The sequence below is a fragment of the Vibrio variabilis genome, from assembly GCF_003263785.1.
GTDB classification, from domain to species: Bacteria; Pseudomonadota; Gammaproteobacteria; order Enterobacterales; family Vibrionaceae; genus Vibrio; species Vibrio variabilis.
Window position 1 is genome coordinate 1 of sequence record NZ_JYJK01000130.1, and the last position, 19,709, is coordinate 19,709.

General features: G+C 47.4%; 11 protein-coding genes and 6 pseudogenes. 7 read left to right on the forward strand and 10 right to left on the reverse strand.

Annotated features, from left to right (window positions below; genetic code table 11):
- Positions 1-4: 4 nt before the first annotated feature.
- Positions 5-754 (reverse strand): class I SAM-dependent methyltransferase, encoded by a 750-nt coding sequence (locus TZ48_RS21365; RefSeq protein ID WP_112480612.1) that lies wholly within the window; start codon positions 752-754, stop codon positions 5-7.
- 38 nt (positions 755-792) lie between these two features.
- Between TZ48_RS21365 and gloB the strand changes: the two genes are divergently transcribed.
- Complete coding sequence (gene gloB / locus TZ48_RS21370; RefSeq protein WP_112480614.1) at positions 793-1,551, forward strand: hydroxyacylglutathione hydrolase; 759 nt, start codon at positions 793-795, stop codon at positions 1,549-1,551.
- 76 nt (positions 1,552-1,627) lie between these two features.
- Positions 1,628-3,199: a lytic transglycosylase gene (locus TZ48_RS21375; protein ID WP_112480616.1), complete on the forward strand. Its 1,572-nt coding sequence runs from the start codon at positions 1,628-1,630 to the stop codon at positions 3,197-3,199.
- Positions 3,200-3,344: 145 nt separating this feature from the next.
- On the opposite strand, the gene thiI is transcribed toward TZ48_RS21375, so the two are convergent.
- From thiI to pomA, 3 genes and pseudogenes are all read right to left on the reverse strand, one after another.
- Positions 3,345-4,793: a tRNA uracil 4-sulfurtransferase ThiI gene (gene thiI / locus TZ48_RS21380; protein WP_112480617.1), complete on the reverse strand. Its 1,449-nt coding sequence runs from the start codon at positions 4,791-4,793 to the stop codon at positions 3,345-3,347.
- 261 nt (positions 4,794-5,054) lie between these two features.
- Positions 5,055-5,996, reverse strand: coding sequence for a flagellar motor protein MotB (locus tag TZ48_RS21385; protein ID WP_420822976.1), 942 nt, complete (start codon positions 5,994-5,996; stop codon positions 5,055-5,057).
- A gap of 33 nt (positions 5,997-6,029) precedes the next feature.
- A pseudogene (pomA, locus tag TZ48_RS21390) lies at positions 6,030-6,793 on the reverse strand (flagellar motor protein PomA).
- Positions 6,794-7,127: 334 nt separating this feature from the next.
- Between pomA and xseB the strand changes: the two are divergent.
- From xseB to dxs, 3 genes and pseudogenes are all read left to right on the forward strand, one after another.
- Positions 7,128-7,370 (forward strand): exodeoxyribonuclease VII small subunit, encoded by a 243-nt coding sequence (gene xseB, locus TZ48_RS21395; protein ID WP_042496747.1) that lies wholly within the window; start codon positions 7,128-7,130, stop codon positions 7,368-7,370.
- Between the two features lie 20 nt (positions 7,371-7,390).
- A pseudogene (gene ispA / locus TZ48_RS21400) lies at positions 7,391-8,274 on the forward strand ((2E,6E)-farnesyl diphosphate synthase).
- A gap of 24 nt (positions 8,275-8,298) precedes the next feature.
- Positions 8,299-10,163, forward strand: a pseudogene (gene dxs, locus TZ48_RS21405) (1-deoxy-D-xylulose-5-phosphate synthase).
- Positions 10,164-10,292: 129 nt separating this feature from the next.
- On the opposite strand, the gene gltX reads toward dxs, so the two are convergent.
- Positions 10,293-11,720, reverse strand: a complete 1,428-nt coding sequence (gene gltX, locus TZ48_RS21410) for a glutamate--tRNA ligase (protein ID WP_112480619.1) — start codon at positions 11,718-11,720, stop codon at positions 10,293-10,295.
- Between the two features lie 182 nt (positions 11,721-11,902).
- Here gltX and TZ48_RS21415 point away from each other — a divergent pair.
- Together TZ48_RS21415 and TZ48_RS21420 are read left to right on the forward strand one after the other, a co-directional pair.
- Positions 11,903-14,634: pseudogene (locus tag TZ48_RS21415) on the forward strand (heavy metal translocating P-type ATPase).
- A 72-nt stretch (positions 14,635-14,706) separates the two neighbouring features.
- Positions 14,707-15,156, forward strand: coding sequence for a DUF411 domain-containing protein (locus TZ48_RS21420; RefSeq protein ID WP_112480621.1), 450 nt, complete (start codon positions 14,707-14,709; stop codon positions 15,154-15,156).
- A gap of 93 nt (positions 15,157-15,249) precedes the next feature.
- Here the strand turns inward: TZ48_RS21420 and TZ48_RS21425 are convergent, their stop codons facing one another.
- The 5 genes and pseudogenes from TZ48_RS21425 to TZ48_RS26535 all read right to left on the reverse strand — a co-directional run bounded on the left by TZ48_RS21425 (position 15,250) and on the right by TZ48_RS26535 (position 19,646).
- On the reverse strand, positions 15,250-15,993 hold the full coding sequence (locus tag TZ48_RS21425) for a porin (RefSeq protein ID WP_112480623.1): 744 nt from the start codon (positions 15,991-15,993) through the stop codon (positions 15,250-15,252).
- A 309-nt stretch (positions 15,994-16,302) separates the two neighbouring features.
- On the reverse strand, positions 16,303-16,656 hold the full coding sequence (locus tag TZ48_RS21430) for a DUF2799 domain-containing protein (protein WP_112480625.1): 354 nt from the start codon (positions 16,654-16,656) through the stop codon (positions 16,303-16,305).
- A 214-nt stretch (positions 16,657-16,870) separates the two neighbouring features.
- On the reverse strand, positions 16,871-17,521 hold the full coding sequence (locus TZ48_RS21435) for an oligogalacturonate-specific porin KdgM family protein (RefSeq protein ID WP_112480627.1): 651 nt from the start codon (positions 17,519-17,521) through the stop codon (positions 16,871-16,873).
- A 461-nt stretch (positions 17,522-17,982) separates the two neighbouring features.
- Positions 17,983-18,446 (reverse strand): annotated as a pseudogene (locus tag TZ48_RS21450) (DUF2057 family protein).
- A gap of 49 nt (positions 18,447-18,495) precedes the next feature.
- A pseudogene (locus TZ48_RS26535) lies at positions 18,496-19,646 on the reverse strand (porin).
- Between the last annotated feature and the right edge of the window lie 63 nt (positions 19,647-19,709).

Here is a 19,709-nt window from a genome sequence, read left to right on the forward strand (position 1 = left end):
CTAGCTAACGACAATCGCCGGACTGCTGTTTATCTGCAGTTCGATAACTGACGCTTGCGGGCGTCAGTTTCTTTTTCAGGCGCCAGTGGGGCTTGATCGGTTTTAGCGGATAAGTACGCTTTCTCGCGACGATAAAATACAAACTGCCCATTGGCGATGCCCAATCCCCCATACTGCTCTCTAGCCAAGTCCACATGGTGCGATAACGTTTCATTGGAAACAGGGCATAAGTATCGGCATATACGACTTGGTAATTGAGTACCCCGAGCCAATCTTTGATGCGACCTGGAGTGAACATTCGACCACTCCACGGAAAATTGTTTTTACGCCAAGGCATCAGGCTTGCCAATCCCGTAAAGCTCATGGGATTGAACCCGGTCAAAATCAAATAGCCATCATCCATCATCACCCGATCAACTTCGCGCAGTAAACGATGGGGATCTTCTGCATACTCAAGTTGATGCGACATCACTATCGCATCAAAACTCTTTTCTAAAAATGGCAATTCATAGCGGTCAGCGATAACATTGTGAAGAGGGTTTTTAACATCAAGATTGACTTGATGCTGAATATTGCAATTGCAGCTGGTTAACTCGCAGCTTAAACCACCTAATTTAAGTAAGTGGTAACCAAATAACTTCGGACACCACTCGTCAAGGCGCGTTTGAATCGATTCCGATACCCATTGCCCATTGGCGAGTTCATCCCAGGAATGAGGATGGTCTACTTTTTTCTTGCTGCGAGCTGGTTTCATATTCGGGCAATCTCCCAAACCGAACTGGAGAAACAACAATGTTACATATCAAAAGCATACCTGCATTTAATGACAATTACATCTGGCTTATTCAAAATAACCAAAACTTGTGTGCTGTTGTCGATCCAGGCGATGCTGAGCCGGTAATTAACTACCTAGAGCAAAACGAACTTGAGCTTGTGACGATTCTTGTGACCCACCATCATTGGGATCATACCGGCGGTATCGCCAAGCTGATTGAGAAATATCCTTCTATCAGTGTCATTGGTCCTGAACACTCTTCTACTGAACACCTAACCCATAGGGTAGCCGAAGGTCACCGCATAAACCTTTTCCACGAGGAGTTTCTGGTACTGAATTTGCCTGGACATACTCTCGACCACATTGGCTTTGTGGGTGATGGTAAGCTGTTTTGCGGTGATGTTTTGTTCTCTGCCGGTTGCGGCCGCATTTTTGAAGGCACGCCCGAGCAAATGTTCAACTCACTGCAAAAGCTCACGCTACTCCCGGAAGAAACTGAAGTGTACTGCACGCACGAATACACGCTAAGTAACCTCGCGTTTGCCCTCGCCGTTGAGCCACACAATGAGTTTCTGCACCAATATCGCGATGACGCGAATCAGAAAAGAGCCAAAGGACTTCCGACTTTACCTACATCGATTGCCGTGGAAAAACGCATCAACCCGTTCTTACGCACTACGCAAACCGAAGTTGTGAACTCGGTTGCAAATCGCAGTGCGAATAATGATCCCTTAGCCACTTTTACCGCATTACGTGAGTGGAAGAACGAATTTTAACGTTTTGCTGCTTGTTTGGCCCAACGCCTATTAGTATTATGCTCAGCCGTTCAAGTAAGAGGTTGTAGCAAACACAATGCATAAGAAATACAGTTGGGCATTTGCCCTGTTGCTGGCTGGTTGTCAAATGACTCAGCCAGATACAAGCAGCACCACAACAGAGCCAACCAACTCTCCTGCAGAAACAGCGACAACTAAAACAACAAAGCCCGTTTCCGTTACCACTCCTGAAGTAAAACCTGCACCGAAAGCACTCACGCCTCAACAACAAGAGGACGTTTGGAAGCGTATCGCGATGCAGTTGGAGATGGAGATCCCGGATAATGCGAAAGTCGATTACTATCGCAAGTGGTACATCAAGCACCCTAATCACCTAAAAACAGTCTCGCAGCGCGCGAAACCGTTTTTATACCTCATTACTGAAGAGATCGAAGCGCGTGACTTGCCGCTTGAACTGGCACTACTTCCCATCGTAGAGAGCTCGTTTGATGCATTTGCCTATTCACACGGCAGCGCGGCGGGTTTATGGCAGTTTGTTCCAGCCACTGGTAAAGCGTTCGGCCTAGATCAAACCTATTGGTTTGATGGTCGCCGTGATGTGACGCTATCGACCCATGCCGCGCTCGATTACTTAACGCAGCTTAACCGACGCTTTGACGGCAACTGGAATCATGCCATTGCGGCCTATAACAGTGGCGGCGGCCGAGTCTCTAGCGCGATTCGAAAAAATCGCAATGCCGGTAAACCTATCGACTTCTTCTCTCTAGATTTACCCAAAGAGACCAGTGGCTACGTGCCGAAACTGTTGGCTTTAGCTGATATTCTCGCCAACGCTGAGAAATACGGCGTTGATATCCCTGCGATCCCAAACCAACCCGTTCTTGAATTGGTTGAGCCAAATGAACAGCTTGATCTCGCGATTGCGGCTAAGTACGCCGGCATTTCTGTCAAGGAGCTACAGAGCTACAATCCGGCATACAACCAATGGGCAACAGCGCCAAACGGCCCACAAACCCTACTGCTGCCTATCGATAGCGTTGACAAATTCCGCGTTGAGCTAGAGAAAAACCGTGGTAAAGGTATGCGCCTAGTACGCTACAAGGTAAAATCGGGTGATTCGCTCAGTGTTATTGCTCAGCGCCACCAAACTACGACTAAGGTAATTCGTAATGCGAATGGTCTAAGCAACAATAACATTCGTGCAGGTCAGTATCTGTTGGTTCCAACGTCAACCAAGGACGACGCCACTTACAGCCTAAGTGCGGCTAATCGCCTAGCAAAAACTCAATCGACTTCTCGTGGTAACTACAAAGTCACCCATAAGGTAGAAAGTGGTGATAGCTTGTGGTCGATTGCGAAAGCCAACAAGGTGTCACACCAATCATTAGCAAAATGGAATGGCATGGGGCCAAGAGACACATTGCGTGTCGGTCAAGAGCTGGTGATTTGGAAGAGTGCTAGCGATGGCGCTATCATTCGCACCATCTTCTATTCAGTGCGCAACGGTGACACCATTAGCGGCATTGCCCACAAATTTAAAGTGCGCACCAATGATGTGGTGAAATGGAACAGTCTGCAGAAAAACAAATACCTTAAGCCAGGTCAGAAGTTAAAACTGTACGTTGACGTCACTAAGACCAGCGCCTAACCTCTACGTGAGTGTAAATTGTAAAGCCAGTCTGTTGACTGGCTTTTTTGCACCCGCGGATTTTTAAACGCTCAAACAAAAAAAGCCAAGCAGATCGCTTGGCGTTTTCTTATTAAACTCGTCGATTGAGCGAGGTGTGTACTCCCTATGGGCGGTACACTTTCACGTTGCTGAAACCTTGCTCTTGCAAGTACAAGGCTTGCAAACGGCTCATTACGCCACGATCACAGTACAACAGGTACGTTTTCGATTGGTCGAGGTCGCCAAACTTAGTGCCTAGTTTGAAGAATGGCAGATGTTTCACTTCTACGTTATCAAGCTCTAATGGGCTTGCTTCTTCCTCTTCTGCACTGCGAATGTCTAGTACAATTGCATCGTTTTCAACCGATTCCACTTGCTCAACCTCCGGCGCCTGCTCTTGGCTCTCTTTCTCGATATCACGGATATCCATCATACGAGCATCGCGCACCACTTGTTCAAGAACCGCGAAATCAAATTTCTCTTCTTCCGCTTCAAGCTTCGCTTTAACGGCTTTAACCGTTGGTTTGCGGGAGATCACACCACAGTATTCAGGCATGGTCTTAGCGAAGTCTTCGGTACCGATTTCACGCGCAAGATCGATGATGTCTTCTTTATCCCAGTTGATAAGAGGACGAAGAATCAACGTATCTGTCACGCCATCGATGTGGCGAAGGTTAGTCAATGTTTGGCTAGAAACCTGACCCAGCGCTTCACCTGTTACTAGTGCCTCAATACCGAACTTCTCAGCAAGCATACCACCAGCACGCATAAACATACGTTTGAGGATAACGCCCATTTGGCCGTCTTCCACTTTCTCAAGGATCTCAGCAACAACCGGTTCGAAGTCTACAGAGAGGAACTTCACCTTCGCTGACGAGCCGTATTTGTTCCAAAGGAAGTGAGCCACTTGCTTTACGCCGATCTCGTGCGCAGGGCCGCCAAGATTGAAAAAGCAGTAATGCGTTTTTGAACCACGCTTAATGTGCAGGTAACTGGACACGCCCGAATCAAAACCACCGGAGATAAGACTCAATACATCCTCTTGAGTCCCTAGCGGGAAGCCGCCCAGGCCTTTGTGACGTGCGATAACTTGGTTAAGCTTGTCGTTCGCGACTTCGATATTCACAGTCACATCAGGCTTAGACAGTTTAACACTGGCACTTTCAACTGCTTGATTAAGACCACCGCCTACGTAACGCTCGAGCTCAATCGAGGTAAAGTCATGCTTACCACGACGCTTCGCACGTACCACAAAGGTTTTGCCTTCGATATTTTTGCCATTAAGCTCAAGAACTTGCTCATAGATATCGTGCATGTCAGCAAAATCAGATTGCTGAACTTCAAGCACGTGGTGGATACCTGGGGTTTGAGTCAGGATCTCCAATACCTCTTTGTGATATTGGTCTGAACTTGCACTCACTTCAATGTGATCACGACGGTTAAACACCGCCACCGATTCCGTACGGCGCTGGATAATGATTCGCAGGTTGCACTCAAGGATCCTTGTAAAGCGCTTACGCACTGAATCGCTTTTTACAAAAATCTCTGGATGGGGCTTTACGATAAATCTCATAGTCTTTTCACATCTCGTTGCAATGCTGTCTAAGCGCGACAGTATGGGGAAACACATATCAACTGTAGTACAAATTCGCTCAACTCAGAGTGCAAACTATGAGAAGTCACTGAGCGATTGTTCATTAGGGGCGCAAGTATACCCGCAACCTTTATAAGATGCGAGCAATCCACCCAATTCAAACAAAGGGCGTTACTCTAGGGTAAAAAAACGGAAACGCCAGAGCAAAGCTCTGGCGTTTTTAGACGTCATGGCAATCACTTAACCATTAGTTGCCATCAGCCGATACCTCATCGGTGTACACCGGCTCACCTTGCATGATACTGATTTCAACCCGGCGATTTCGAGCCTTTGTCGCTCGGTATCATTCGGTCCTAGTGGCTCTGTATCGGCGACACCAATGACTCTGAGTCTGAGATGAGAGAAACCTTTCACCTTTTCCATCTCTTGCGCAACCGACACGGCGCGCTGCGAAGAGAGATCCCAGCTTGAGCGATAGAGCTCAGAATCGAGTGGAAGATTATCGGTATGCCCGGAGACACGAACCTGGCCAGGAATATCTTTCACAAGATCGGCAACCTGCCTTACCAGCGGCCTAAACTTAGGCTGTAAGAACGCAGAATCTTCAGGGAATGCCCCTTTCTCTTGAATACGAATAACAAGCTGCTGCCCTAGGTTTTCCACTTCGACCGCACCTTGATTAATCTCTTGTTGCAGTGCTTGCTTAATCACTTGCTCCAATTCTTCAAGATCTTCGTTCTGCTGCTCACTGTCTGAAGACGCAGTACCGATCTGGTTCTTCTGTGTACGGTCAGCAGTTTGGCCTCCGGTGATCTTACCATCATCGCGCTGATTGCCACCCGCTCTATCCGAATCTCCTTCTTGAAACTCTAACGTCTGCTGAGTGATATCAATAGTTTGCTGCATGATCACATCAATCGGCGTCGGTTCTGGGCGGCCTGGCCTGAACTCTTGAGCAATAATACTGGTGCCCTTAGGGATATCTTTGACCTCAAGGCGGTTTTGAACACCAAAAGCAAACTTCATCGAGCCTGCGATCTGCTTAAACTTCAGTACGTCCATTTCTGAAAATGACAGAAGCAGAACGAAAAAGCACATCAACAGCGACATGAGATCAGAGAAGGTCGCCATCCAAGCGGGAGCGCCAGGAGGTGGACACTTACATTTGCCTTTCTCTTCCATCACTTAATCCCGTTATCAATCATTACGGAAACGCTACTCGCCATCGAGATCGAACGCGCGCTTGTTTTCATTGATGTAATTTTTAAGATAGCCATCAATAACACGAGGGTTCTGACCATCTTGAATGGCCAACACACCATCCATTATTAGACGACGATTGAGGTTTTCTTGTTCTCTACGCAGGGTGAGTTTATCGGCAATTGGGAAGAACAACATGTTCGCAAGCATCGCACCGTAAAGCGTAGTGAGTAGTGCGATCGCCATTGCAGGACCGATGGATTTAGGGTCATCCATATTCGAAAGCATGGCAACCAAGCCGACCAAGGTACCAATCATGCCCATTGCGGGCGCGACATCCCCGTAAGCTCTAAACACCGCGGCACCTTTTTCATGGCGCTCATCCGTCAGGGCGATGTCTTTTTGCATCGCATTGCGCACCACTTCAGCATCATGCCATCGACGAGAAGGTCAATGCCCTTTTGCATGAAGCTGTTTTGAATGTCCATTTCCTCAAGCGCGAGGAAGCCACCTTTACGTGCCGCATCAGCCATTTCAACAATCTTAGCGATCAAATCTTCTGGCTCATCGGTTTTGAACATAAACGCTTTACTGGCGATTTTGGCGGCGCCAAAGAACTGTCCTAGCGTGAATTTCATCAAGACGACAAACGTCGATCCCCCGATAACGATAAATACCGACGTCGTATCATAGTAAGTCATGATGCTACCACCGAGCACCATCGCAATAATTATCGAAGCGACCCCACCAATGAGGCCTATCAGCGTTGCTAAATCCACTCAACACTCCATAGAAAATTTGACATCTTAGCCACTCAGACGAACCGAAAAGCAGCCCGAGTCTATCTCGTTACTTTTAGGTTATCGACCAAGTGACCATATCTTTAAGCGATTTATGACCACAAAATCACAAAATTGCGTCGCAAACTGTCAGAACTCCTCCGCTCCCATTCGTTTTCTACAGAGAAGATCACGGCTTAGCGGGTAATATTGACGTTTTTTTTAGCAATCAAAATCCGCACAGCGGGTCTTAACAGCATTTTTCGCACCATAAGTTTGACCATCGCTAGCCGCTCATGTAACGTTCGATCATTTCATAAAAAATAAGTACGTTATGGCGACTAAGAAACCTGAGAACATGTCGTTCGAAGCGACAGTAGACGAGCTCGATACACTCGTAGAACAACTGGAAAACGGCGATCTGGCACTGGATGACGCGTTGAAGAAGTTCGAGCGTGGTATCGCCCTAGCGAGAGCTGGACAGCAAAAGCTGACCGAAGCGGAACAAAAAGTGAGCATCTTATTAGCTAAAGATGATGACGCCGACCTTCAAGACTTTGCTCAGCCGTCAGAATAATGTCAAAAGTGAGTATCCCCATGATTGAGACTTTGAAGTCTTATCAAACCCGTAACAACCAGCAACTGGATGCCTGGTTGGATAGCTATCCCTTTCAGCAGCAGCGACTGATTGAAGCGATGCGCTACGCCCTACTTTTGGGTGGTAAGCGTGCGAGACCGTTTTTAGTCTACGCCACCGGCTCTATCTTTGGTTGCAGTGAAGAGCAGCTCGACACTCCAGCGGCTGCGATTGAGTGTATTCACGCCTACTCTCTCGTTCATGACGACCTGCCAGCTATGGACGATGATGAATTGCGCCGTGGCAAAGCCACTTGCCATATTGAGTTTGATGAGGCCACCGCAATTTTGACCGGCGATGCTCTGCAAACCCTGGCCTTCACAATATTATCAGAAGGGCTTTGGCGCCATTTGCCGAATCACAACGTATTACTATGGTAAAAGAGCTTGCTTGCGCTTCTGGCGCGGCGGGTATGTGCATCGGACAGGCATTGGATCTCGACGCTGAGAACCGCCAAGTGACACTCGATGAGCTTGAGCGAATCCATCGCCACAAAACAGGCGCGCTAATAAAATGCGCGGTACAACTTGGCGCCTTAGCAGCGGGTGAAAAAGGTCGCGAATATTTGCCACAGCTTGAAACCTACGCTGAAGCGATTGGCCTGGCGTTCCAGGTTCAAGATGACATTTTGGACATTGTCGGTGATACCGAAACCCTCGGAAAACCACAGGGCTCTGATGTCGAACTTAACAAGAGTACCTATCCAGCATTGTTGGGGCTGGAAGGGGCTCAGCAAAAAGCCACACAGCTTTTTGAAGAAGCACTTTGTGCTTTGCAAGCGATACCCTACAATACGCAACTACTCGAAGACTTCGCCCGATATGTCATCGAGCGCAACAACTAGACTATATTAAAGCGCTAAATAACTATGACACTTGATATTTCAAAGTATCCGACACTGACATTAGCAAACACGCCAGAAGAACTTCGCCTAATGCCGAAGGAATCTTTACCTAAGCTGTGTGAGGAGCTAAGGACGTATTTGCTAAATTCAGTGAGCCAGTCTAGTGGACACTTGGCTTCCGGACTTGGCACGGTGGAACTCACCGTAGCCCTGCACTACGTCTACAATACGCCCTTCGACCAGCTTATTTGGGATGTAGCCATCAAGCCTACCCACATAAGATTTTAACCGGTCGTCGTGAGCAGCTTTCTACTATCCGTCAAAAAGATGGTCTTCACCCTTTCCCGTGGCGTGAAGAAAGTGAGTACGACACACTCTCTGTTGGTCACTCTTCGACGTCTATCAGTGCTGGACTTGGCATGGCGATTTCTGCCGCCAAAGAAGGTAAAGATCGCAAAGTCGTTAGTGTGATTGGTGATGGCGCCATCACTGCGGGTATGGCGTTTGAAGCGCTTAACCATGCTGGTGATGTGCACCCTGATATGCTCGTTATCCTAAACGACAACGAAATGTCGATTTCGGAAAACGTTGGTGCACTGAACAACCACCTAGCTCAAGTGCTATCTGGAAGCCTGTACACCTCTATCCGTGAAGGCGGTAAAAAAGCGCTGTCTGGCCTGCCACCAATCAAAGAATTGGTCAAGCGCACCGAAGAACACCTCAAAGGGATGATTGTTCCTGGAACCTTGTTTGAAGAGCTTGGCTTCAACTACATCGGCCCTGTTGATGGTCACGACGTGAATGAACTGGTCAAAACGCTGAAAAACATGCGTGAGCTTAAAGGCCCTCAGTTCCTGCACATCATGACTAAGAAAGGTAAAGGCTATGAGCCGGCTGAGAAAGACCCTATTGGTTATCACGGCGTGCCTAAATTCGACCCGTCGCACTCAAGCTTACCGAAAAGCAGCTCAAGCAAACCAACATACTCGAAAATCTTTGGCGATTTCTTATGTGATATGGCGGCGCAAGATCCTTCACTAATGGCTATTACGCCAGCAATGCGTGAAGGCTCTGGTATGGTTCGCTTCTCTAAAGAGTACCCTGAGCAGTACTTCGATGTCGCTATCGCTGAGCAGCATGCAGTCACTCTCGCTACCGGTATGGCGATCGCTGGCAATAAGCCCATCGTCGCGATTTACTCGACCTTCCTACAGCGTGGATACGATCAACTTATCCACGATGTGGCCATCATGGATCTACCAGTCATGTTCGCCATCGACCGTGCTGGTCTTGTTGGTGCGGATGGTCAGACTCACCAAGGTGCGTTTGATCTGAGCTTTATGCGCTGCATTCCAAACATGGTGATCATGGCGCCGAGCGATGAGAACGAGTGTCGCCAGATGCTCTACACCGGTCACATGCACACAGGTCCTAGCGCCGTTCGCTATCCTCGTGGCAGCGGCAATGGTACTTCGCCAGAATCTGAGTTCACCGCTTTAGAGATTGGCAAAGGCCGTATTGTTCGCGAAGGTGAAAAAGTAGCGATTTTGTCCTTCGGTACCTTCTTGGACAGCGCTTTGGTTGCTGCGGACAATCTCAATGCTACCGTGGCTGACATGCGATTTGTTAAACCTCTCGATGAGGCGCTTATCCGTGAGCTCTGTGACAATCATGATGTAATCGTCACTCTCGAAGAAAACGCTATCGCTGGCGGTGCTGGCGCGGGCGTGATTGAGTTTATGATGAGTGAGAAGCTGATGAAGCCAGTGCTTAACCTTGGCCTTCCTGACAAGTTTATCGCACAAGGTACTCAAGATGAGCTACACGCAGAACTTGGCCTTGATGCTGCTGGTATCGAAGCCTCTATTCGCGATTACATCTCCAAATAGAGACGTGCACGCACGTTGAATACAGAAAGCGACTCTAGGGTCGCTTTTTTATTATCAATTTTCCTCGCTCTGAGGACACAAAAAAGCCGCAACCTAAGTCGCGGCTTTTCAACATTCATTGCGTGGCAATTAAGCGTTTGCTTCACGCTCAGCGATAAACTCTAGCGCCATCTTAATGCGAGCAATCACGCGCTCTTTGCCAACAAGCTCCATAACAGCATCCACTGAAGGTGATTGACCACCACCCGTCACTGCTACGCGAAGTGGCATACCGATTTTACCCATGCCGATTTCTAGCTCTTCGCAAACGGCAGCAATCACTTGCTCTTTAATGTTTGCCGTTGTCCACTCTTCTAGCGCTTCTACTTTAGCAAGCGCAGCTTCTAGTGGCTGCTTAGCAACACCACGTAGGTGCTTCTTCGCTGCACCCGCTTCAAACTCAGAGAAATCTTCGTAGAAGTAACGGATCTGCTCTGCAAGCTCAACAAGCGTATTACAACGCTCACCTACAAGCTTGATCACGTCTGTGATTGCAGGGCCATTTTCTGTGTTTAGCTTCTGCTCATCTAGGTGCCACTGCAGGTGCTTAGCCACGTACTCAGGTTCAGATGTCTTGATGTAGTGGTTGTTCAGCCAGTTTAGCTTGTCTGTGTTGAACGCTGATGCTGACTTAGAGATGGCGTTTAGTGAGAACAAGTTAATCATCTCTTCTTGAGAGAAGATCTCTTGGTCACCGTGAGACCAGCCTAGACGCACCAAGTAGTTGTTAAGTGCATTAGGCAGGTAGCCTTCATCACGATATTGCATAACAGACACGGCACCATGGCGCTTTGACAACTTAGCACCATCATCACCTAGGATCATTGCACAGTGAGCAAAAGTCGGAACTGGCGCACCTAGAGCTTCATAGATGTTGATTTGACGTGGCGTGTTGTTGATGTGATCTTCACCACGAACCACGTGAGTGATGCCCATATCCCAGTCATCGACCACAACCACGAAGTTGTAGGTCGGCGCACCATCAGTACGACGGATGATAAGATCATCCATTTGGCTGTTAGCAATCTCGATACGACCACGGATTTGATCATCAAATACTACGCTGCCCTCTTTCGGGTTGCGGAAACGAATCACACATGGGTCACCCTCTTTAGCCGCTGCGTTTGCAGCAACGATTTTCGGGTGGTTTGCATCGTAACGAGGGATCTCTTTATTTGCTTCTTGCTCAGCACGGATCTCTTCAAGTAGTTCTTTTGGTGCGTAGCACTTGTAAGCTTTGTCTTCTGCAAGTAGCTTGTCGACCATTTCGTTGTAACGATCAAAACGCTTCGACTGGTAGTACGGACCTTCGTCCCACTCAAGTCCCATCCACTGCATGCCTTCAAGGATCGCATCTACCGCTTCCTGAGAGTTACGCTCAAGATCCGTATCTTCAATACGTAGAACGAATTCACCGCCTTGGTTTTTAGCAAATAACCAAGAGTAAAGTGCAGTACGCGCACCACCGACGTGAAGATAGCCAGTTGGGCTTGGAGCAAAACGTGTTTTAACCGTCATCGAAAGTACCTTGTTGTCAACGTCGCACAATGCTTGTCATCGTGCGTTGCAAATTTTGGGCGCTATTTTATCACCTTACACTAATTCTACAATCTCTATACCTAAATGAGATGAAACCACTTGACCTTACCCTTGAGGGAAGGTTTATGTTTAGCATTAGTACACAAGTATTGAGGTTGGTTATGGTCACTTATACGCTCAATTTATCAGGCTTATCCTGTATGGGTTGCGTAAAAAAAGTTCGCAATGCATTGGAGCAGTCATCGATTGATATTGAAATCAAACAGCTCGATAAGCACACTTTAACGGTCGAGACGGCCGCCAATATCGATGACATTATCCAGCCTATCGCCGACCTAGGCTTTGAGGCCAAACCCGTACGGTATTTTGAGCTCTCAGGCCTTAACTGTGGCAAATGCGTCGCCAAGCTTCAGGCTCAACTTGAAACGCTTGATTCAAGCAATATCATTGCACTAAGTAAGCAGTCACTTACTATTGAATCCAATCTTGATGTTAAACTCATCCAAGACGCCATTGAGCAAGTGGCTTCCAAGCCGTATTGAGCGATGCTCCGCAACTCGACACCGCGAGAAATGAGCTAAGCCATACGACAGAAACTACGACCGAAAATAAGCCTGTCGATTCAGTTAAGGCATCAGCCACCAGCTCAGCGGCTTCTTCTCAGCCTGGTTCCAGCATTCAACTGCTTATTCAAGGGATGACATGTGCAAGCTGCGTTTCGTCGGTCGAAAAAGCGCTGCAATCGGTCGCGGGCGTCGACAAAGCGCGCGTTAACCTTGCAGAGCAAAGCGCATTAGTACTTACTAGCTTAGCTAATTCTGAAATAGAACAACCTCTGCTTCAAGCCGTCAAAAAGGCAGGCTATCAAGGTGAGGTCGTTGAAGACTTAGCCTCAACACAGCAAAAACAGCAGCAGGCACTACAACAACATCAAGCACTGCAAAAGCGTAATACGATTTGGGCATTGGCCATGGGCGCACCTCTTATGCTGTGGGGTGTACTCGGTGGCAGCATGACGATACAAAACTCAACGGATCAGCTTGCTTGGGGCGTTGTTGGCTTGCTGTGTCTGTGGCTTCTCGCGACCGCTGGCCGTGCCTTTTATGCCAATGCTTACCAAGCCCTTAGACACAAACGCGCGACTATGGATACACTCGTCGCCCTTGGTACGGGAGCTGCCTGGCTGTACTCCATGCTCGTTGTGATCATGCCATCTTGGTTTCCAGAGGCATCACGCCATGTCTATTTTGAAGCGAGCGCGATGATTATCGGTTTGATCTCGCTTGGTCATTTTATTGAAGCGAAAGCGAAAGCGAAAACCAATCAATCGTTGCAGGCATTGATGAACTTGCAGCCTCAAGTCGCGACAGCGATTGTCGATGGCCAAGACGTCACGCTTCCAGTCTGTGACATCCAGCTAGGGATGTTGCTGCGCATTAAGCCAGGGGAGAAGGTGCCCGTTGATGGAGAAGTCATTGAGGGCCACAGCTATCTGGATGAGTCGATGTTAACCGGTGAGCCCATTGCGGTTTCAAAAGGCATTAAGGATAGTGTTTCCGCAGGCACCGTGAATACCGATGGCAGCTTGGTCATCAAAGCGACTGGAATTGGCGCCAACACCATGCTTTCGCGAATCATTCATTTAGTGCGAGACGCTCAAAGTAGCAAACCGGCTATCGCCAAGCTTGCGGACTCTATTTCTGCGGTGTTCGTTCCCGTTGTCGTTGCGATTGCACTGTTTTCTGCCTTGCTCTGGTTTTTCATCGGGCCAGAGCCGAAGGCAAGCTACATGCTTGTGGTGACCACCACTGTACTCATTATCGCCTGCCCATGTGCGCTTGGGTTAGCGACACCGCTATCCATCACTGTCGGTATTGGTAAAGCCGCCCAAGCAGGCATATTAATTAAAGATGCGGATGCGCTTCAAAAACTCAGTAAAGTCAACGCTGTGGTATTTGATAAAACCGGTACCTTGACGCTTGGGCAGCCAAAAGTGCAGGCTGTTCATCCTGTCGGTATCAGTGAAGCCGAATTGGCTAAGTGGGTCGTTCCGCTTGAAAAACGCTCGGAGCATCCGCTCGCTAAAGCGGTCATCGACTATTGGAATGACGCTCATCCCCTTGAACCAGAGCAGTTTGAGAATCTCAAAGGGAAAGGCGTGCAAGGCATCGTTGATGGTAAGCGGATCGTCATTGCCTCAATCAATCACATAAAAGCACTGGGCATAGACCTAGAGGCGCTCGAAGTCCCGCTTGCTCAAGCCGCCAATCAAGCCCATACGCCAATCGTTGTTGCTATTGAGGGTCAAGCCGTCGCCTTAATTGCCATTGCCGACGGGATAAAAGTCGATGCTGCGAGTGCCATTAGCTCTCTAAAAGCACAAGGCATTCACACTATTATGCTTACTGGCGACAACCAGCATGTTGCTGGTGTCATTGGTAAGCAGCTAGGCATAGATGAAGTCATTTCTGAGGTACTGCCGGACGAGAAAGCCGCGCACATTGCCTCACTAAAAGGCCGCTATCAACATGTTGCTATGGTAGGCGATGGCATTAACGATGCACCGGCACTTGCGCTAGCCGATGTGGGCATTGCAATGGGCACTGGCAGTGATGTCGCGATAGAGAGCGCTCCTATGACGCTACTCAACAGCAATCCAGAGCGTGTCAGCTATGCCATCTCGCTATCGCGCGCGACGGTACGCAACATTAAACAAAACCTGTTTGGTGCCTTTATCTACAACACCCTAGGTATCCCTATTGCTGCGGGTGTGCTGTATCCTCTGTTCGGATTTTTGCTAAGCCCTGTTTTTGCAGGCGCAGCAATGGCACTTTCCTCGATTACTGTCGTAACTAATGCCAATAGATTGAGAAAGTTTCAGCACAAAGGCTAACCGCTGCTATAAGCAATATCTATAGCTTTGCAGCTCATTGTTTCTAAGAATAATTACTTAAAAGGAAGGATTATGTCGACCACTAAACGAATGATAAAACTGGCTACACTATCGCTGGCCGTATTCACTGGCTCGGCGTTTGCGACCAACGTACTGACCTACAAATCGCCTTACTGCGGCTGCTGTAAGGATTGGGTTACTCATATGGAAGATGCTGGCTTTACCGTGGCGGTAGAAGACCATAAAAACATGAACCCAATTAAACAAAAGCTTGGCGTAAAACCGGAGCTCGCTTCATGCCACACCGCAGTCATTGGTGATTATGTATTTGAAGGCCACATCCCAGCAGACGATATCAAAGCATTTTTAGACAACCCACCTAAAGGCGCGAAAGGGCTTGCCGTCCCAGGCATGCCAGTAGGCTCGCCAGGCATGGAGTATGGCGACCAAAAAGACCCATACCACGTCTATGCGTACAATGAAGAAGGGCAGGTTTTTTCTTACCGCTCGCATAACATGTAATCAAAAGCGCCCACGTTACCGTGGGCACTTTTACATTGAGCCATTTTCAAATTGAACGACTCTAAGGCTAAGCGAGCCAGCTAGACCAACTCGTCAGAAATGATAGCTACCACCAACAACAAACGCTGAGTTTGCGGTACCACGCGGGTAGTAAGGCGTTCTAAAGTGTCCCTGATTTTTGTACTCAAAATATGGCTGAAACGCATATTTCGTGAGCGTAAGTCTAAACTCATGATCCATCGCATTATCGCGATAATTGTAATAAGGGTAGTAAGCGCCGCCCATATGAATCACGTTGTTATAGTGTAATTTAATGGGATGCGACTTCAGCTGATAGGCGATCTTGTTGTCAAAGCGATAATCGATGTCAGGCTTATAGCCAAAACGGTCATGCTGCGCATACGCTTCCACACGTGTGCGGTGACTAAGAGACACGCCTTCATCAAAATCATAACCAATCTTAAATAAAGGTCGATACTGCATGGTCTCACCAAGCTGCATCAAATGCTCATACCCAGCGCCTAGCCAAAAGTTTTTCGACATTTGAAACTTCTGCTCAACCCCCAGCGTCGTGAGCGGTGCCCGTGCTGAGTGACCGTAATAAACATTGTCATGGTGATGATGGTGACTGTGTGGCGTTTGACCAATTGGAATATCTTCAATCTTAAAGCGAACCGTCGTATCCGTATCAAATGTATGGCCTGCTTCCATTTTTGCGGTCGTCTTTGATTCGTAGAGATAGGTACTGTTGAATTGGATGTTGCCCTCGATATACGAAGAGGCAGCGCTCGTTCCAAAACTCGCAAGTGTGAAAAGCGCAATCGATAAGTGTCGCAAAAAAGCTTCCTTGTGCTTAGAAATTTGCGGCAATAATGAGGGGATACGAGCGAAACTCAAGTTCTGACATTGTCATCATTGAGCTAATTAGAAAAGAAAGAAAATATCTATAAAGCCCGTAATTTCATAGCCTTAATAAAAAAAACAAACAAGAAAGTCAGGGACATGTCATCGTCAAAGCCAACTCATACACAATACTGACTTGCCTGCTGCGCTGATACGCAAGTCTCGTGTGCTTTAAAACTTTGCAAAAGAATACCAAAAAAAATAAGCCGGGCTGCGCCGGCTTATTTCATGCTACAGATTCGCCTACAATCGACCTAGGCTCTGGTTTGATCGACCGTCGTTATATCTCATGCGGAATCGCCAATCCAGCTCATCACATACTCCGGCATACGACTTACCCATAATCCCTAACTGATAGGCATCTTGACTACAATACTCTTGGCGACCTTTCTCATAGCCGTCTGAGTAAGCTACAAAAAGCGATTCCTCTTTGAGTTCTAGCCACTCCTGGTCTTTTTTAATAAATCCTTTTTGGCCTTCTTCGTACCCGAATTGACTCCATGACTCAGTAGAACCATCCGTAGGTAAGTTTGTCGCCGCGCATCCCGCTAGTACCATGGTGAGTAACATGGCTCCTAGTGTCGTCCAGTTTCTCATGAACACCTCCAAACGTCAGAGTTGAGTGATTTAAGCGTTTGTACGAAAACGCACCGAATGTGTTCATTATCACGTATTCAAAAAAAGTCTCCACTACCCTAGAGGCCAGAACGGCGATTATTGCGAGACATCACTTAAATTTAACACCAGATGTTACATTCATTACATACAAAAAAGGCTCCCTACGGAGCCTTTTTCATGGGCAAATGACGCCTTAGAAGCCGTAAGATGCACCGAACACCAACGCGTTGTTTTCGTTGTTCGCTTGGTTACGGTACTCGATGTATGGTTGAACGCCGCTACGAGTCCAAGTTGCACGAAGCTCGTGATCCATAGAGTTATCAGCACCACCTTGTTTGATGACATAGATGTTGTTGTAGCTAACCGCTAGAGGTTGATCTTGGAAGGCGTAAGCGATTTTGTTGTCTAGACGAGTTTCGTCGTTACGTTTGTCATCCGCTTGGATGTGGTGACGAGTACGGTTGCTTAGAGAGATACCGTTATCGAAGTTGTAACCGATTTTGATAAGTGGACGGTACTGGAAGGTATCACCGGCTTGAATCAAGTGGTGGTAACCCGCCGCTACCCAGAAGTTGTCATTGATGTTGAACACTTGCTCAGCACCTAGAGTAGTGAATGGTAGCGGACGATCACCATCACGCACATCACCTAGAGGGATTGCATCGATTTCAACCAAAAGAGTCGTGTTTGAATCAAAAGTATGACCTGCCTCTAGTGTAGACGTCTGTTTTGCGCCTTGCAGGTAAGTAGAGTGAAATTGAACGTTACCTGTTACATAAGAAGAACCAGCGAATGCGCTTGTTGATGTTACTGCTAGAGCGGTAAGAGCGAGAACTTTTTTCATGGTTAAAACACCTTTATTTGATTGTGTGTGGACGACTTATGTTGTCGTCTTGTTACATTGCCGTTTTGGCTTGAGCACAATATAACGACATTTAATTCGCGCCAACAAATAATAAACACCCTTTAGTGATCTTTATCACCAATCACAAATCAAATAAAATATAAACCCATAAAAAACAAAGATTTAAAATCAAACAAAAACCAATATCTATTTTTGTAAAGCAATGTAACCAGATCGCCATCACGAAAAAAGTCCGACTTCCCTACAATAAATCGTGATAATGGCAGAAAATTGTAGATACCATCCTCAATATAGACGCCAAAACTGTGATCTTGATGAGGCATTTTAGAAAAAACAACGCTGTTTTTTAACGAGAGACACCACTTAATTCACCACAAAAGATAAGTCTCCAATGCCAATCATAGCCGACTAAGGGGCAACAAAGCCGACTATGCGCGTGTCTAGTTTTGATTGTGCTGACGAATCAGCTCAAGGAAGTCTTCAAACCCAACAAAGCCTGAGGCATGTAACACCGTCGCGTCAAAATCAATCGGGCTACCCGTTGTATCTAAGAGTGAGAAGTCTAAGTTTTGTTCAAACGCTCGTGCATCCGCCTTGTCACGAAATAGACGATATGATAACTGCTCTCGCCTTTTGGGAGGGTAAACTCCAACACTATAGGGTTTGAGCGATGTTTTTCCTTCATGGTGTTGTAAGGCACTGGCTGCTCAAGTGTCACTAAAATCTGATTGTCGCCTGCTGGCAAGTTCAATAATTGCTGGCTGACTAACCACTCTTTATCGACCTCTTTACTATTCACCACGTGTACCACGATACCTCTACTCAGTGATAGAACACTGTCCTCGTTCGCTTGTACACCGCAGGCGACTAACAATGTCATTAGAGCTATTACTATCTTTTTCATGCTTTACCTCAATAAAGGGAGGCACTGCCTCCCTGAAAATAGCCAACAATTAGAATACGTACTCTACGCCTACAGAGACTTCATTAAAGGAGTCCGACTTCCAGCGTCGGTACGCCACATCTTGCCCACCTCTCACCGGCACCTTGTTGTCTCCCATACGTACATCTCTAGCACGGAAGTAAAGAACCGCCGTTGGGTCAACATAATACATCGCTTGGAATGAGATCACGTCATCATCCGTACCCGCGAGCTTTTTGCCATTCACGTGCAGTTCCTCGTTTTTTGCATACCCCAGCTTGAACTGCCAATCAGCAATGTCGTACATGATGGCACTTGATAGAGCGTTCTGTTTCTCTTTTCGTCCAGTGTCGATGCCCGAGGTCACTGACGCATCTTGCCAGCGGTACTGAGTGAAGAATGAAATACCGTTGTCAAACCAACCTTGTAGGCTCGCTAAGTAGGTGTTGTTGTCCCAAATTCGGCTATCCGAGACTTTCTTATCCGTCGTTCCCGGCTTTTCATAACTCAAGGTTTCCTTAGTATTGCGGTTGAGCTCATACGCCCCTGATACTAAAAACGGCCCAACTTTATAATGCGCTGCACCGCCCTGCCACCAGCCTTGATCATTGCCAACCGCTGCAGCTTTGGTTCTACCATAACCGAGGTCAACCGATAGACCACCCCACTCAGGTGAATCCCAACGGATTGTATTGGACGAGCGATCTTGGAATTTCGCACCACCAATGAGTCCCCCCAATCCCAAACGTCCCCCATACCAGGGTTTGCACCAGGCCAATCAACAATTTCATACATAGGCGTCAGCACTCGACCTAAGCGAATTTGCCCAAACGAGTCCCAATCTTCGAAACCGACAAAGGTATCACGCTCCCCCAAGCCACCGCTTGCTTCATGGTTCTTATAGGAAGGATCAACATAGCCAGATTCTATCTGCCATATAAACAGTGGCTTAAACTTGGCAAACTGTTTGCTGCCTCGAAAACCTATTCGGCTTTCATTATTGGTTTGAAAACCTTCTAAGTTCGGTGAGTTTTCATAATCACGAACGTGAGCTTGCAGAGCAATTTTTCCGTATACCTCGTATTTCATGCCTGCTTTGATTGCTTCAATATCGACAATGTTATCGGACGCAAAAGCCCCTGCCGACAAACACGTCAGCATTAGTACTGTTTTTTGTTTCATTGTTGTTTTCTTAGTTGTGGCCTCCCTTTCTCAAACATCCTTTGTTGTGCGCAAGAAAGGGAA

Coding starts and splice junctions, on each gene's coding strand:
- TZ48_RS21365 (WP_112480612.1), bottom strand. CDS start 754: ATGAAACCAGCTCGCAGCAAGAAAAAAGTAGACCATCCTCATTCCTGG.
- gloB (WP_112480614.1), top strand. CDS start 793: ATGTTACATATCAAAAGCATACCTGCATTTAATGACAATTACATCTGG.
- TZ48_RS21375 (WP_112480616.1), top strand. CDS start 1,628: ATGCATAAGAAATACAGTTGGGCATTTGCCCTGTTGCTGGCTGGTTGT.
- thiI (WP_112480617.1), bottom strand. CDS start 4,793: ATGAGATTTATCGTAAAGCCCCATCCAGAGATTTTTGTAAAAAGCGAT.
- TZ48_RS21385 (WP_420822976.1), bottom strand. CDS start 5,996: ATGGAAGAGAAAGGCAAATGTAAGTGTCCACCTCCTGGCGCTCCCGCT.
- xseB (WP_042496747.1), top strand. CDS start 7,128: ATGGCGACTAAGAAACCTGAGAACATGTCGTTCGAAGCGACAGTAGAC.
- gltX (WP_112480619.1), bottom strand. CDS start 11,720: ATGACGGTTAAAACACGTTTTGCTCCAAGCCCAACTGGCTATCTTCAC.
- TZ48_RS21420 (WP_112480621.1), top strand. CDS start 14,707: ATGTCGACCACTAAACGAATGATAAAACTGGCTACACTATCGCTGGCC.
- TZ48_RS21430 (WP_112480625.1), bottom strand. CDS start 16,656: ATGAGAAACTGGACGACACTAGGAGCCATGTTACTCACCATGGTACTA.
- TZ48_RS21435 (WP_112480627.1), bottom strand. CDS start 17,521: ATGAAAAAAGTTCTCGCTCTTACCGCTCTAGCAGTAACATCAACAAGC.